Raw genomic sequence first — 14,129 nt, forward strand, 5'->3', positions numbered from 1 at the left:
AGCCAGTTAATTCAGTAAGGTTCCCAGGTTGCAAACAGACTGACGGCCAGCAGCGCCAATGCTCCGAGCGCCATTTCAACCTGCGTGGTGCGCAAAATGAGCTGCTCCGCTCGCGTTCCGCTCACCGACATACGTGGCACCAGAACATACCTGTTCACCAGCGCAATTGCTACCATCCCAGCGACCAGGGCACATTTGATCAATAGCATCTCTCCCCACAACGAATCACGGAATAATCCGCCCTGGATCAGCAGCGCATTCAGCACGCCGCTGGCGATCGCGCCCGCGACCGCCAGATGTCCGTACCGAGAAAAGCGCATCATGGTGCCGATAGCGGCCTGACGCCAGCGCCCGCGCGCCAGGCGCAGGCAGTAGATGAACGGCAGCAGCCCGCCAAACCAGCCGGCGACACAGAACAGATGTACAGCGTGGTTAGTCCGCTGCACCACGCCCCGCACACCCTCGCTCATTGCCGCATGGCCAACGCCCGCCATCAGCAAGATCTGCGCGCACAGCAGCACCAGCAGCAGACGCGCCGGACGACGCGGTTTGAGCCACGCGATCGCCAGCGCAATCCACGCCAGCAGAATCTGCCAGACCCAGACGCTGCCAAAGCGGGTGCCGGCGACGGCTTGCCAGATAGCAGGCTGCCAGAGGTCCGCCCAGCCATTCCCCATCAGACCGCCCTGTACCATCAGCATCAACAGCGCAGAAACCGCGCTAAGCAGCAGCAGATGACGCAGAAGCGGGAAGAAACGCTGCATTAGCAAACGCCGTAGCGTCAGCGGCGCCCACCACGCGCCATACAGCACGCAGCCAAATGCCACCATCAGCGAGAGAAAGTGGACGAAGCGCAGACCGATATAGATTCCCGAGAGCATGCGTTATTTCACGCTAAAGTGGTATTGCCCTTTGGTTTTGTGGCCATCAACGGAGACCACGTGCCAGTCAACGGTATACTCCCCCGCAGACAGCGGCTGCGTCAGCGGAACAATCAGCTGAGCTTTATTGCTGTCGCTGCGCGCCAGCTTGCCGGTCGCAACGGCTTTCTGCTGCGGGCCGGTGAGGGTCACTGCGCTAAAGGCCGTTTCGATACCTTCAGAAAAGCTCAGGGTCAGTGATTCGGGAGAGGCGGTGACCGTCGAATCTGCGGCAGGCGTTTGCTGTTGAAGATGCGCATGGGCTAAGGCCGCGGTGCTGACCAGAAAGCCGGCGAAAAAAGCAGAGGCACGCAACGCGCGCCCGGCGATGGTACGCATAATCGTCATTCCTTTTCGTTATGTATGTAGCACAGAGAATAACCCTGTATAATGGCGTAGTCGAGCGATGCGTCCCGGTCCGACGTCGCGCCCGATCGCTTTTCGGCATCATGAAGGAGAAACCATATGGAAAAAAATCTGGCCAAAATTTCGCAGGACGAGATGGACAAAGTGAACGTCGACCTTGCCGCGGCCGGTGTCGCCTTTAAAGAGCGTTACAATATGCCCGTTGTCGCCGATTTAGTGGAGCGGGAGCAACCGTCACACCTGCGTGACTGGTTCCGTGAACGCCTGATCGCCCATCGACTGGCGTCGGTTTCACTGTCGCGACTACCCTATGAACCCAAAGCGAAATAATTCTCGTCCCTTAAGGGCGTCCCGGTTGGCAAGCGCTGCGCATTCAATTACGCTGGTTTTTTTCGGCCGGAGTGAGCCATGCTACGCGTAATCGATACGGAAACCTGCGGACTGCAGGGGGGCATTGTGGAAATCGCCTCTGTTGATATTGTCGATGGTCAGATAACCAATCCCATGAGTCATCTGGTTCGTCCCGATCGACCTATCAGCCCCCAGGCCATGGCGATTCACCGTATCACCGAAGAGATGGTCGCCGACAAGCCGTGGATTGAAGAGGTTCTGCCGCATTACATCGGCAGCCGGTGGTATGTCGCCCACAACGCCAGTTTCGACCGCCGGGTGTTACCGGAAATGCACGGGGAGTGGATCTGCACCATGAAGCTGGCCCGTCGCCTGTGGCCAGGCATTAAATACAGCAATATGGGACTGTATAAATCGCGTAAGCTCAGTGTCGCAACGCCTGCGGGGCTGCATCAGCACCGCGCGCTGTACGACTGCTATATCACCGCCGCACTGCTTCTCGATATTATGCACGTTTCCGGCTGGCGGCCTGAGGAGATGGCGACCATTACCGGTCGTCCGGCGCTGTTGACCACCTTTACCTTCGGTAAATATCGCGGTAAGGCGGTGGCCGAAATCGCAGAAAACGACCCGGGCTATTTACGCTGGCTGTTCAATAACCTGGATCGGATGAGCCCCGAGCTGCGCTTGACGCTCAAGCACTATCTCGGGGAGTAGCGACGCTAAACGTTTGCCTGGCCGGGTAACGTCCCCTGCGCCAGGCCAATCAGAAAGGCATACTCCAGCGCAACCCCTTCATAGCTTTTAAAGCGTCCCGACTTACCGCCGTGCCCTGAATCCATATCGGTGCACAGCAGTAGCAGGTTATCGTCCGTTTTCAGCTCGCGCAGCTTCGCCACCCATTTTGCCGGTTCCCAGTATTGCACCTGGGAATCGTGCAGGCCGGTAGTCACCAGCAGATGGGGATAGGCTTGCGCCGTGACGCCATCGTAAGGACTGTAGCTCTTCATATAGCGGTAGTACTCTTCGTCCTGCGGATTTCCCCACTCTTCAAATTCCCCGGTCGTCAGCGGAATCGACTCGTCGAGCATTGTGGTCAGGACATCGACAAACGGAACCTGAGCCACTACGCCGTGAAACAGCTCCGGCCGCTCATTAATGGCGACGCCCATTAACATGCCGCCCGCGCTGCCGCCCATGCCGTAGCACAGGCGAGGATTGCCATATCCCTGCGCCAGCAGCGCATCGCAAACATCGAGATAATCGTTAAAGGTATTCTTTTTACACAGGAACTTGCCTTCTTCGTACCACTGCTGCCCTAATTCCCCGCCGCCGCGGACGTGGGCAATCGCAAACACGAAACCCCGATCGAGCAGGCTCAACCGGCTGGCGCTGAAATCGGCATCTTCACTGGCGCCGTACGACCCGTAGGCATAGACCAACAGCGGACTGACACCCTTGCGGAAATGCTCACGCCGATAAACCAGCGAAACAGGAACCTCCACACCATCGCGAGCCTTAATCCACAAATGTTCGCTGCGATAATGACTGGCCTCAAACCCTTTCACTTCCTGTTGCTTCAGTACCCGCCGCTCACCGGTGTCCATATCCAGCTCAAAGAGCGTATCCGGCGTGGTCATGGAGGAGTATCCGTAGCGCAAGCGTGAAGTTTCCGGTTCCGGATTATAGGCAAGCCAGGTCACGTAGGCCGGATCATCAAAGGCGATCCCCACCACTTCCCGGGTCTTGCGGTTGATCTGGCGCAGGCTGGTTAACCCGCGCTGGCGCTCCTCAACCACCAACCAGTCGGTAAACAGGGTGAATCCCTCGAGCATCACATCCTGGCGTGGCGCAATCAGCGTCTCCCACTGCCGTTCGTCGCGCTCATGGGTACGGTAGAGACCGAAGTTTTTCCCCTCGCGGTTAGAGCGAAGATAAAAGGCATGCTGGTAATGATCGAGACTGTACTCGTGATCTTTACGCCGCGGCAGGAAACACACCGGTTCCGCATCCGGCATTTCGGTATTCAGCAGCCGCACTTCACTGGTTGTCGCGCTGGCAAGATAGATAACGGCGAATTGCCGGGAGGTGGTCGTATGGAGGCTGACGTAGAAGGTTTCATCCTTCTCCTCGTAGACCAGCGCATCGGAGTGCGGCGAAGCGCCCACGGTATGCCGCCAGACCTGATAAGGCAGCAGCGTAGTCGGGTGCTTGCGGACATACCACAGCGTTTGCGAATCATTGCTCCAGGCGAATTCCGGCGAAACGTTTTCCAGCACTTCAGGATACCATTCGCCATTTTGCAGATTGCACAAGCGCAGGCCATACTGCCGACGGGAGAGATAATCCTCCGCCAGCGCCATCATCGTGTTATCCGGCGAAATGCCCAGCCCACCGAGAGTATAGAATTCGCTCTGCGCCGCGCGCTGGTTGCTATCGAGCAGCACTTCCCATTCATCCCACTCCTCTTTCAGCACCGACTGACGCTGATAAATAGCGTATTCACAGCCCGGCTCATACACCTGACGATAGCGGTAGCCATTTTTGCTGTAGGGCGCGGAGACTTCGCGCGGCGGGATACGGTCAATAATCTCTTTTAGCACCCGCTCCTGCAGGCTACGTTGAGTCGCCATGACCTGCTGTCCGTACTCATTTTCCTCGCGAAGATAATCAAGCACTTCCGGCCGCGAACGCTCGTCGTCGCGCAGCCAGAAGTAATTATCGATACGGGTATCGCCATGAAGGGTCATGGCGTGGGGAATTCGTTTTGCTTTTGGTGGCATCTTTTGGTCTTCTGCATCCTGTATTTCATACACAAAATCATTCAAGAAGCGGCTTGAAGGATGGCGTGTGTATAAGGGTGGCAAAAGTGGCCCACGTTGCAAGCAAAACCTGCGGATTTAGGTAGAAAGCGCCTGTTTTTGTGCCTGGATATCCTGTTCGATGTCGGCACGCACTTCCGGCGGAAGGCCTAAAGCCTCACCCAGAGCGTTGAGATAGCTACGCTCCATAAAATGGTCGATATCGATCGCCGCACAGCTGATGTAATAGATCTCCAGCGCCTCTTGCTCGTTGGTGAGGCCCTGCGCCAGACGCTGCGGATCGAGAGGCTGGGCCAGAGCGCGATCGATAAGAACGCGCCCCTGCACGGCAATACCAGCCGCGCGCAGCTGCTCATCAATGTTTGCCCGCTCGCTGTCATCAATGTGCCCGTCGCTTTTCGCGGCAAACACCAGCGCCAGAATGAGCCGTTCACTGCGGGCATCGAGCCCGGAGGCTGGCGAGGTTGACGCCCCGGCGGGTTGCACAGAAGAAGCGACAGATTGCGCAGGGGAATTTTCCCGCATTTTCTGCTGGTACTTGTTCCACAGCACGCTTCCCGCCACCGCGCCGCCGCCAACCAGCAGTGCGCTGGTGCCATATTTAGCCAGCAGCTTACGCGATGATTTACTGGCCACCAGCAGCCCCGCCAGGCCGCCCAGCGCCCCGGGCAGAAGGAAGCTTTTACCATCAGACCGCTCGCCTGATGAGGAAGACGGTCCCTGCTGGCCCAGCAGGGACTGGAGTTGATTAAGCCAGTTAGCCATGATTTCCCTCGTTGCTTATTAAGCGATGTCATCAGCCTAAACGACGAGATGTCAGGAAATGTTATGAGCAGCTAAAGATGCGCAAATTCGGCCGGACTCAGGCGGCCTTCACCTTGCGCGATTTTACAGGCGCGGTTGCCGCGGGTTGTTCGCTCGCTCCCTCCGCTGCGGCCTCTGAGGTTTCAGCCGCGGAGCTCTCGTCCTGAGAAGCCTGACCGTTCGTACCGTCTTCCGCTTCCGCTTCCGCTTCCGCTTCCGCTTCCGCTTCCGCTTCCGCTTCCGCTTCCGGGAGTTTTCCTGATCTCAGGATGTGGTGCAATGTCTCTTTACGTTCCGCCAGCCACATTGCCATTTCATCGCGCTGGGTTTCATCCAGCGTCAGCGGGCACTCGACCAGCCAGTCGTTGAGGACCTCGGCAAGATCGAGCATTTTGTCGTAAGCATCGGCCTCTTTTTTGCTGGTAAACGACATCTTTTCCTCACCTTCGCGGATCACCACATATTTAATTTCAACCGCCATTGTGCAGCCCCTTTATACTGTATTTTTATACAGTATAGCAAATTTTCACCCGGGACTCAACCAACAGCCGTAAAGACAGACGCAAACGTTTTCGTTTATAATGCGACGCATGTTTTTTTACTGTGGAAAAGAGTCATGACGTTATTAGGCACAGCGCTGCGTCCGGCAGCGACGCGGGTGATGTTGTTAGGTTCCGGCGAACTGGGTAAAGAAGTCGCCATTGAGTGCCAACGGCTGGGTATTGAGACCATCGCGGTCGACCGCTACCCCGACGCGCCGGCGATGCAAGTGGCGCATCGTTCGCACGTCATCAACATGCTGCACGGTGAAACGCTGCGCGCGCTGATTGCGGAAGAAAAACCCGACTTTATCGTGCCGGAAATTGAAGCCATCGCCACGGATATGCTGGTGGAGCTGGAGCAGGCCGGGCAGAAAGTCGTCCCCACCGCTCGCGCGGCGAAACTGACCATGAATCGCGAAGGTATTCGCCGCCTGGCCGCAGAGGAGCTGCAGCTTCCCACCTCGGCATACCGCTTTGCCGACAGCGAAGAGGCCTTTCGCGAAGCCGTCGCGGAGATTGGCCTTCCCTGCATTGTGAAGCCGGTCATGAGCTCTTCTGGTAAAGGCCAGAGCTTTATTCGTCACTCTGACCAGCTGGCCGAGGCCTGGCGCTACGCGCAACAAGGCGGCCGCGCGGGCGCCGGTCGGGTTATCGTCGAGGGGGTGGTGAATTTCGATTTTGAAATTACCCTGCTTACCGTCAGCGCGGTCGATGGCGTCCATTTCTGTGCGCCGGTCGGCCATCGCCAGGAGGATGGCGATTACCGCGAATCCTGGCAGCCGCAGCAGATGAGCGAGCTGGCGTTGGCCCGCGCCCAGGAGATTGCCAGCAAAGTCGTGCTGGCGCTTGGCGGCTACGGTCTGTTTGGCGTGGAGCTGTTCGTCTGCGGTGATGAGGTGATTTTCAGTGAAGTCTCCCCTCGCCCGCATGACACCGGGATGGTGACGCTGATTTCCCAGGATCTCTCGGAATTTGCGCTGCACGTTCGCGCCTTCCTCGGTCTGCCGGTTGGCGCGATTCGTCAGTATGGCCCGGCGGCCTCCGCGGTCATTCTGCCGCAGCTCACCAGCCAGAACGTCACCTTTAGCAATCTCCAGGGCGCGGTAGGGGCGGGACTGCAGCTACGCCTGTTCGGTAAGCCGGAGATTGACGGTTCTCGTCGACTGGGCGTCACGCTGGCCGTCGCCGATAGCGTCGATGAGGCGGTGGCTCGCGCGAAAGCCGCTGCGTCAGCGGTGCAGGTTCAGGGATAAAAAAAACCCGGTCGCGTCAACGCTACCGGGTCTGGATTTCGCCATTTATCAGGGCGTGAAAATTACTTCGCGCCTTCAACCGCTTCGCGAGCAATTTTGGTAATACGGTCGTAATCGCCCGCTTCCAGCGCATCCGCCGGAACCAGCCAGGAACCGCCGATGCACAGCACGCTGTTCAGTGCCAGGTAGTCGCGGTAGTTCGCCGGTGAGATGCCGCCAGTCGGGCAGAAACGGATATGCGCGAACGGACCGCCAATCGCCTGCAGCGCTTTTACACCACCGTTAGCTTCCGCCGGGAAGAATTTGAACTCTTTCAGGCCATACTGCATGCCCAGCATCAGTTCGGAGACGGTGCTAATCCCCGGGATCAGCGGGATGGACCCTTCTTCAGTCGCCGCTTTCAGCAGGGACTCGGTCAGACCCGGGCTGATAGCGAACTGCGCGCCAGCCTCGGTGACGGCTTTCAGCTGCTCAACGTTTGTTACGGTACCTGCGCCGACAATCGCCTCCGGCACTTCTTGCGCAATCGCGCGGATCGCATCCAGCGCGCATGCGGTACGCAGCGTGACTTCCAGTACGCGTACGCCGCCGGCAACCAGCGCTTTGGCCATCGGCACAGCGTGTTCCAGCTTTTTCACCACGATCACCGGGACAACCGGGCCGTTGGTGAGGATTGCTTCTGCAGTTGTTTTCCAGTTTTTCATTAGAGTTTCTCTCTCGCCAGATCTACAAATTGTATCGTCTTAAAAAGTGATGCAGGTTGCGCCCTGTTCGGCTCCGGAGAGTTTTTCACGCAGCGCTGCGAACATTTCCCGGCCGCTCCCGACGCGCGAACCGCTGAGGTCAGGAACATGCGGCTGGCGTGCAGCCAGCTCAGCGTCATCCACCAGCAGCGTCAGTTCGCCCGTCTGCCCGTTGACGCGGATAATATCGCCATCACGTACTTTTGCCAGCAGCCCACCATCGTACGCTTCAGGCGTAACGTGGATTGCTGACGGGACCTTGCCAGATGCGCCAGAGAGTCGACCATCGGTAACCAGCGCAATTTTGAAACGGCGGTCCAATAATACACCAAGTGGCGGCATAAGTTTATGTAATTCTGGCATGCCGTTCGCTTTTGGCCCCTGATGGCGAACAACCACCACGCAATCCTTGTCCAGCATTCCGGCTTCGAAAGCAGGCAAAACGTCGTGCTGGCTTTCAAACACCACCGCCGGGGCTTCAATTATCTGGTTCTCAACCGGTACGGCCGAGGTTTTCATCACCGCACGCCCGAGGTTGCCGCTCAGCACTTTCGTCCCGCCATGGCGAGAGAATGGCTTGTCGAAAGTCGCAATAACCTGATCGTCTAATGGCGCCGTCGCCCCTTCGCGCCAGTCCAGCTCGCCGTTATTCAGCCACGGTTCCATGGTGTAACGGGAGAGACCAAAACCGGCTACGGTGTTGACATCTTCGTGCAGCAAACCGCCTTTCAGCAGCTCACGAACCAGCACCGGTACGCCGCCCGCGGCCTGGAAGTGGTTAATATCCGCCGGACCGTTCGGGTAAAGGCGCGCCAGCAGCGGCACAACATCGGAGAGATCGGAGAAATCATCCCAGTTAATGATAATGCCCGCCGCGCGAGCCATTGCGACCAGGTGCATCGTATGGTTGGTCGAACCGCCGGTTGCCAGCAACGCAACGATCCCGTTCACCACCACTTTCTCATCAAACATTTTGCCCAGCGGCATCCATTCATTACCGTTACCGGTCATGCGCGTTACCTGGCGTGCGGCGGCGGCGGTCAGCGCCTGGCGCAATTCGGCATCCGGATGCACAAACGACGAGCCCGGGAGCTGCATGCCCATAAATTCCACCACCATCTGGTTGGTGTTCGCCGTGCCGTAAAATGTGCAGGTACCCGGGGCGTGGTAGGAGGCCGCTTCAGACTCCAGCAGCGCCATACGATCGACTTTACCCTCGGCATACAGCTGGCGGATGCGTACTTTTTCTTTATTTGGCAGGCCGCTGGCCATCGGGCCAGACGGCACGAATACTGACGGCAGGTGGCCAAAGGAGAGCGCGGCCATCGTCAGTCCGGGGACAATTTTGTCACATACGCCCAGATACAGCGCGCCGTCGAACATGTTATGCGACAGGCCGATCGCGGCCGACATTGCAATCACTTCGCGGCTCAGAAGGGAGAGTTCCATCCCGTCCTGCCCTTGGGTGACGCCGTCGCACATCGCCGGTACGCCTCCCGCGACCTGGCCTACCGCATTCACCGAATGCAGCGCTTTGCGGATGATATCCGGATAATACTCATAGGGCTGGTGGGCGGACAGCATGTCGTTGTAAGAAGTGATGATGGCGATATTGTTACGCAACATGCTTTTCAGCGAGGCTTTATCGTCCGACTGACAGGCAGCAAAGCCGTGGGCGAGATTACCGCACGCCAGCTGCGCGCGATGGACGGTATCCGTCTTCGCCTGGTTAATCCGTGCGAGGTAGGCGGTGCGGGTATCGCGCGACCGTTCGATAATGCGATTTGTTACCCGTAACATTGTCGAATTCATAAAGGCTCCTGAATTTTTATCTGTCCGGCCACAGCATTTTAGCAACCTCTTAGAAGGTGAAAGGCACCAACACTGCAGCTCAGCGGCAAAATATCTATCCGCAGTGTAATAAAAAAAGCCCCGGGGGTGAATCCTCCCGGGGCTTAAAAGAGCAAAAATTATGCGACTTGCTGCGTCAGATCATGTTACCGGTAAAATAACCCCTCCGGATAACGCGCAAACTATTCAAATTCGTTCCAGGAACGACCGTCGCGGGTGATCATCGCCACAGAGGCGACCGGCCCCCAGGTACCTGCCTGATAGGGCTTCGGCGCATCGCGATCGGCAGCCCAGGCTTCAGTAATGGAGTCAACCCACTTCCACGCCTCTTCGACTTCATCGCGACGCACGAACAGCGCCTGGATACCGCGCATGGTTTCCAGCAGCAGACGTTCATAGGCATCCGCCAGGTGAGTCTGGTTGAAGGTCTCCGAATAGCTCAGATCCAGCTTGGTTATCTGCAGATTGTGTTTGTGGTCAAGACCCGGCACTTTGTTGAGGACCTGAATATCCACGCCCTCATCCGGCTGCAGGCGAATCGTCAGCTTGTTCTGCGGCAGCTCCTGCCAGTTCTCTTTAAACAGGTTCAGCTCCGGGGTTTTAAAATAAACCACCACTTCAGAACATTTGGTCGGCAGGCGTTTACCGGTACGCAGGTAGAACGGCACGCCGGCCCAGCGCCAGTTATCGATATCGACGCGGATAGCCACAAAGGTCTCGGTATTGCTGGATTTGTTCGCCCCCTCTTCTTCGAGGTAGCCCGGGACTTTTTTACCCTGGGCGAAGCCGGCGGTGTACTGGCCGCGGACCGTTTTCTCACGTACGTTGGAGCGGTCGATACGGCGCAGCGACTTCAGCACTTTGACTTTTTCGTCACGAATGCTGTCGGCACTGAGGTCTGACGGCGGCGACATCGCGATCATGCACAGGATCTGCAGCAGATGGTTCTGGATCATGTCGCGCATTTGCCCGGCCTGATCGAAGTAACCCCAGCGGCCTTCGATACCCACTTCTTCCGCGACGGTGATTTCAACGTGGTCGATCGTGCGGCAGTCCCAGTTATTGACAAACAGGGAGTTCGCAAAGCGCAGCGCCAGCAGGTTGAGCACCGTTTCTTTGCCAAGGTAATGGTCGATACGGTAAACCTGGCATTCTTCGAAGAATTCGCCGACCTGATCGTTGATCTCGCGGGAGGTATCCAGAGAGGTGCCCAGCGGTTTTTCCATCACCACGCGCGCAGGTTTGGCGTTCAGTTTCGCCTGGCCGAGGCCTTTGCAAATGGCGCCAAAAGTGCTTGGCGGCATGGCAAAGTAGTTGATGGTGACGCGGTTTTCCTGATCCAGCATTTTGCCCAGACGGGAAAACGCTTTGGTATCGTTCACATCGAGGTTACAAAAATCCAGACGTCCGCTCAGGGTGTCCCACAAACCTTCATCAATCTTTTCCTTCATGAAGGTTTCAAGCGCTTCACGTACGACCCTGGTGTAAGCATCTTTATCCCAGTCAGCACGTCCGACCCCGATAATCCGGGTCTCAGGGTTGATCTGGCCAGCTTTTTCGAGCTGATACAGGGAAGGCAACAATTTACGCCGCGCCAGGTCACCCTTCGCGCCGAAAATGACCAGATCGCATGCCTGGGCCGTTTGCGTTACCGCCATGTCATTCTCCTCAGTTGATAGTCTGGTGCTTATGCCAGGCTATATTTGTAATTTTCTTACACTGCACTGTACTGTGTTTACGAACTTCCCGAAACCCTCAGGCCGCCATTCCCGGCGCTAAACCGCACGCGGAGAAAAGTTTCGGCGACTATTTGGGCAAGCGGCTAAACCTGTTCGTTCTTTCGACCGGTTTTAAGTTAATAAAATACGACTCTGATCATGTAATGAAAAAAAACAACATTTTTTAACGTCATTCCTCCCCGCTTAGCGTAACGGAGGGGTATATTCTTGCTAAAACGCCTGATGATTTCATCCATTAATGAAATCGCTTCCACTGATGAGCGCTCCGTTACCCATGAATATGCTGGAAAAAATCCAGTCCCGGCTGGAACACCTTAGCAAATCCGAACGCAAAGTGGCGGAAGTCATTCTTGCTACGCCTGCTCAGGCGATTCATTCAAGCATTGCGGCCCTGGCGCTGGAAGCTGGCGTCAGTGAACCGACCGTTAACCGTTTTTGTCGGAGCCTGGAAACCCGCGGCTTTCCCGATTTTAAACTTCACCTGGCACAAAGCCTGGCACACGGTACTCTCTATGTTAACCGCAATGTCGATGAAGACGACAGCGTAGAGTCCTATACGGGAAAAATTTTCGAGTCAGCCATGGCCAGTTTAGATCAGGTCCACCACTCTCTCGATATGTCAGCGGTCAATCGCGCCGTCGACCTTCTGACCCAGGCCAAGAAAATTGCCTTCTTTGGCCTCGGTTCTTCGGCAGCCGTCGCTCATGACGCCATGAACAAATTTTTCCGTTTTAACGTTCCGGTTATCTACTCCGACGACATTGTCCTGCAACGCATGAGCTGTATGAATTGCAATGATGATGACGTTGTCGTGATTATCTCACATACTGGCCGGACGAAAAGCCAGGTCGAACTGGCGCAGCTGGCGCGTGAAAACGATGCCATGGTCATCGCCATCACGTCGGCGGGTACCCCGCTGGCGCGAGAGGCAACCTTGTCGATTACGCTTGATGTCCCCGAAGATACGGATATCTATATGCCCATGGTTTCACGTCTTGCCCAACTGACGGTCATAGATGTGCTGGCCACCGGCTTTACCCTCCGTCGAGGAGCGAAATTCAGAGATAACTTGAAGAGGGTCAAGGAAGCATTGAAGGAATCGCGTTTTGATAAAGAGCTGCCTGTACACAGCGACAACCCATAAAACTTGATAATTAGGTAGTGACCCATTACACCTTCGGTTACGTTCCGGCAGAGCGACATTGCTGACCGGCACCGCCGATTCCATGTTCACGCAACACCAAAGTTGTTTTAGTCAACGGAGTATTACATGTCCAGAAGGCTTCGCAGAACCAAAATCGTAACGACCTTAGGCCCGGCAACCGATCGTGATAATAACCTTGAAAAGGTGATCGCCGCAGGCGCTAACGTGGTACGTATGAACTTCTCTCACGGTACCCCGGAAGATCATCAGATTCGTGCAGATAAAGTCCGTCAAATCGCGGCAAAACTGGGCCGTCACGTGGCCATCCTCGGCGATCTGCAAGGCCCGAAAATTCGCGTATCCACCTTCAAAGAAGGCAAAATTTTCCTTAATATCGGCGACAAATTCCTGCTCGATGCAGAGCTGGGTAAAGGCGAAGGCGACAAAGAGAAAGTCGGTATTGATTATAAAGGCCTGCCGGCGGACGTCGTGCCAGGCGATATCCTGCTGCTGGACGATGGCCGCGTACAGCTGAAAGTGATCGAAGTTCAGGGTCTGAAGGTGTTCACCGAAGTCACCGTCGGCGGACCGCTGTCAAACAATAAAGGGATCAACAAACTGGGTGGCGGCCTGTCCGCCGAAGCGCTGACTGAGAAAGACAAGGCTGACATCGTCACCGCGGCGAAAATCGGCGTTGATTACCTGGCCGTCTCCTTCCCACGCTGTGGCGAAGACCTGAACTATGCCCGCCGCCTGGCGCGTGAAGCCGGCTGCGATGCGAAGATCGTCGCGAAAGTCGAGCGTGCGGAAGCGGTTTGCGATCAGGACGCGATGGACGACGTTATTCTGGCCTCCGACGTGGTGATGGTTGCCCGTGGCGACCTTGGCGTGGAAATCGGCGATCCGGAACTGGTGGGTATTCAGAAAGCCCTGATTCGCCGCGCTCGTCAGCTGAACCGTTCGGTCATCACCGCGACTCAGATGATGGAGTCGATGATTACTAACCCGATGCCAACCCGCGCGGAAGTCATGGACGTTGCCAACGCCGTCCTCGATGGTACCGATGCCGTGATGCTCTCTGCGGAAACCGCCGCCGGTCAGTATCCGTCAGAAACCGTGGCCGCGATGGCGCGCGTCTGTCTGGGCGCCGAAAAAATCCCAAGCCTCAATGTCTCCAAACATCGTCTGGATATCCAGTTCGACAACGTTGAAGAGGCGATTGCCATGTCAGCGATGTATGCGGCGAACCACCTGAAAGGTGTCACCGCGATCATCACCATGACCGAGTCCGGTCGTACCGCGCTGATGACTTCACGCATTAGCTCTGGCCTGCCCATTTTCGCCCTCTCCCGCCATGAACGTACGCTGAACCTGACCGCCCTGTATCGCGGCGTGACGCCGGTTCACTTCGACAGCACCAACGACGGCGTTGCTGCGGCGCACGATGCGGTGAATCTGCTGCGTGATAAAGGCTATCTGGTCTCGGGTGACCTCGTTATCGTGACCCAGGGTGACGTGATGAGCACCATCGGCAGCACCAACACCACGCGTATTCTGACCGTCGAGTAATATCGACCTCGTGGTGAACGCCTAA

At 56.7% G+C, this 14,129-nt stretch carries 13 protein-coding genes; 5 read left to right on the forward strand and 8 right to left on the reverse strand.

Going from position 1 to position 14,129, the window contains the following annotated elements:
* Positions 1 to 11: 11 nt before the first annotated feature.
* Positions 12 to 881, reverse strand: coding sequence for a copper homeostasis membrane protein CopD (gene copD, locus BV390_RS00640; RefSeq protein WP_032686939.1), 870 nt, complete (start codon positions 879 to 881; stop codon positions 12 to 14).
* Positions 882 to 884: 3 nt separating this feature from the next.
* Positions 885 to 1,259 (reverse strand): CopC domain-containing protein YobA, encoded by a 375-nt coding sequence (gene yobA / locus BV390_RS00645; RefSeq protein WP_032695279.1) that lies wholly within the window; start codon positions 1,257 to 1,259, stop codon positions 885 to 887.
* Positions 1,260 to 1,385: 126 nt separating this feature from the next.
* On the opposite strand from yobA, the gene BV390_RS00650 reads away from it, so the two are divergent.
* Both BV390_RS00650 and exoX read left to right on the forward strand, forming a co-directional pair.
* The gene (locus BV390_RS00650) at positions 1,386 to 1,616 is read left to right on the forward strand and encodes a DNA polymerase III subunit theta (protein WP_004863978.1); all 231 of its coding nucleotides are present in this window, start codon (positions 1,386 to 1,388) and stop codon (positions 1,614 to 1,616) included.
* A gap of 78 nt (positions 1,617 to 1,694) precedes the next feature.
* Positions 1,695 to 2,354, forward strand: coding sequence for an exodeoxyribonuclease X (exoX, locus tag BV390_RS00655; protein ID WP_032686937.1), 660 nt, complete (start codon positions 1,695 to 1,697; stop codon positions 2,352 to 2,354).
* Between the two features lie 5 nt (positions 2,355 to 2,359).
* Here the strand turns inward: exoX and ptrB are convergent, their stop codons facing one another.
* The 3 genes from ptrB to BV390_RS00670 all read right to left on the reverse strand — a co-directional run bounded on the left by ptrB (position 2,360) and on the right by BV390_RS00670 (position 5,744).
* Positions 2,360 to 4,420 (reverse strand): oligopeptidase B, encoded by a 2,061-nt coding sequence (gene ptrB / locus BV390_RS00660; protein WP_085396357.1) that lies wholly within the window; start codon positions 4,418 to 4,420, stop codon positions 2,360 to 2,362.
* Positions 4,421 to 4,537: 117 nt separating this feature from the next.
* Positions 4,538 to 5,224, reverse strand: a complete 687-nt coding sequence (locus tag BV390_RS00665) for a tellurite resistance TerB family protein (protein ID WP_085396358.1) — start codon at positions 5,222 to 5,224, stop codon at positions 4,538 to 4,540.
* Between the two features lie 97 nt (positions 5,225 to 5,321).
* Positions 5,322 to 5,744, reverse strand: coding sequence for a YebG family protein (locus BV390_RS00670; RefSeq protein WP_085396359.1), 423 nt, complete (start codon positions 5,742 to 5,744; stop codon positions 5,322 to 5,324).
* Between the two features lie 135 nt (positions 5,745 to 5,879).
* Here BV390_RS00670 and purT point away from each other — a divergent pair, with 135 nt between their 5' ends.
* Complete coding sequence (purT, locus tag BV390_RS00675; RefSeq protein ID WP_085396360.1) at positions 5,880 to 7,058, forward strand: formate-dependent phosphoribosylglycinamide formyltransferase; 1,179 nt, start codon at positions 5,880 to 5,882, stop codon at positions 7,056 to 7,058.
* Positions 7,059 to 7,120: 62 nt separating this feature from the next.
* Here purT and BV390_RS00680 read toward each other — a convergent pair whose 3' ends face one another.
* The 3 genes from BV390_RS00680 to zwf all read right to left on the reverse strand — a co-directional run bounded on the left by BV390_RS00680 (position 7,121) and on the right by zwf (position 11,310).
* A complete protein-coding gene (locus BV390_RS00680) occupies positions 7,121 to 7,762 on the reverse strand; it encodes a bifunctional 4-hydroxy-2-oxoglutarate aldolase/2-dehydro-3-deoxy-phosphogluconate aldolase (protein WP_032695282.1) in 642 nt (213 codons plus the stop codon).
* Positions 7,763 to 7,801: 39 nt separating this feature from the next.
* Positions 7,802 to 9,613 carry a phosphogluconate dehydratase gene (edd, locus tag BV390_RS00685; protein WP_032686931.1) on the reverse strand — a complete coding sequence of 604 codons (1,812 nt, stop codon included), beginning with the start codon at positions 9,611 to 9,613 and terminating at the stop codon, positions 7,802 to 7,804.
* Positions 9,614 to 9,834: 221 nt separating this feature from the next.
* Positions 9,835 to 11,310 carry a glucose-6-phosphate dehydrogenase gene (gene zwf / locus BV390_RS00690; RefSeq protein WP_032686930.1) on the reverse strand — a complete coding sequence of 492 codons (1,476 nt, stop codon included), beginning with the start codon at positions 11,308 to 11,310 and terminating at the stop codon, positions 9,835 to 9,837.
* A 319-nt stretch (positions 11,311 to 11,629) separates the two neighbouring features.
* On the opposite strand from zwf, the gene BV390_RS00700 reads away from it, so the two are divergent.
* Together BV390_RS00700 and pyk are read left to right on the forward strand one after the other, a co-directional pair.
* Positions 11,630 to 12,535 (forward strand): MurR/RpiR family transcriptional regulator, encoded by a 906-nt coding sequence (locus tag BV390_RS00700; RefSeq protein ID WP_160873290.1) that lies wholly within the window; start codon positions 11,630 to 11,632, stop codon positions 12,533 to 12,535.
* 126 nt (positions 12,536 to 12,661) lie between these two features.
* Positions 12,662 to 14,104 carry a pyruvate kinase gene (gene pyk, locus BV390_RS00705; protein ID WP_032686929.1) on the forward strand — a complete coding sequence of 481 codons (1,443 nt, stop codon included), beginning with the start codon at positions 12,662 to 12,664 and terminating at the stop codon, positions 14,102 to 14,104.
* Positions 14,105 to 14,129: the final 25 nt, after the last annotated feature.

The organism is Klebsiella sp. YJ, from assembly GCF_002108615.1.
Lineage (GTDB): Bacteria > Pseudomonadota > Gammaproteobacteria > Enterobacterales > Enterobacteriaceae > Klebsiella > Klebsiella planticola.

Excerpts from the sequence above, each read along its gene's own strand:
- copD (WP_032686939.1), bottom strand. The coding sequence starts at position 881 with ATGCTCTCGGGAATCTATATCGGTCTGCGCTTCGTCCACTTTCTCTCG.
- yobA (WP_032695279.1), bottom strand. The coding sequence starts at position 1,259 with ATGCGTACCATCGCCGGGCGCGCGTTGCGTGCCTCTGCTTTTTTCGCC.
- BV390_RS00650 (WP_004863978.1), top strand. The coding sequence starts at position 1,386 with ATGGAAAAAAATCTGGCCAAAATTTCGCAGGACGAGATGGACAAAGTG.
- exoX (WP_032686937.1), top strand. The coding sequence starts at position 1,695 with ATGCTACGCGTAATCGATACGGAAACCTGCGGACTGCAGGGGGGCATT.
- ptrB (WP_085396357.1), bottom strand. The coding sequence starts at position 4,420 with ATGCCACCAAAAGCAAAACGAATTCCCCACGCCATGACCCTTCATGGC.
- BV390_RS00665 (WP_085396358.1), bottom strand. The coding sequence starts at position 5,224 with ATGGCTAACTGGCTTAATCAACTCCAGTCCCTGCTGGGCCAGCAGGGA.
- BV390_RS00670 (WP_085396359.1), bottom strand. The coding sequence starts at position 5,744 with ATGGCGGTTGAAATTAAATATGTGGTGATCCGCGAAGGTGAGGAAAAG.
- purT (WP_085396360.1), top strand. The coding sequence starts at position 5,880 with ATGACGTTATTAGGCACAGCGCTGCGTCCGGCAGCGACGCGGGTGATG.
- BV390_RS00680 (WP_032695282.1), bottom strand. The coding sequence starts at position 7,762 with ATGAAAAACTGGAAAACAACTGCAGAAGCAATCCTCACCAACGGCCCG.
- edd (WP_032686931.1), bottom strand. The coding sequence starts at position 9,613 with ATGAATTCGACAATGTTACGGGTAACAAATCGCATTATCGAACGGTCG.
- zwf (WP_032686930.1), bottom strand. The coding sequence starts at position 11,310 with ATGGCGGTAACGCAAACGGCCCAGGCATGCGATCTGGTCATTTTCGGC.
- BV390_RS00700 (WP_160873290.1), top strand. The coding sequence starts at position 11,630 with ATGAAATCGCTTCCACTGATGAGCGCTCCGTTACCCATGAATATGCTG.
- pyk (WP_032686929.1), top strand. The coding sequence starts at position 12,662 with ATGTCCAGAAGGCTTCGCAGAACCAAAATCGTAACGACCTTAGGCCCG.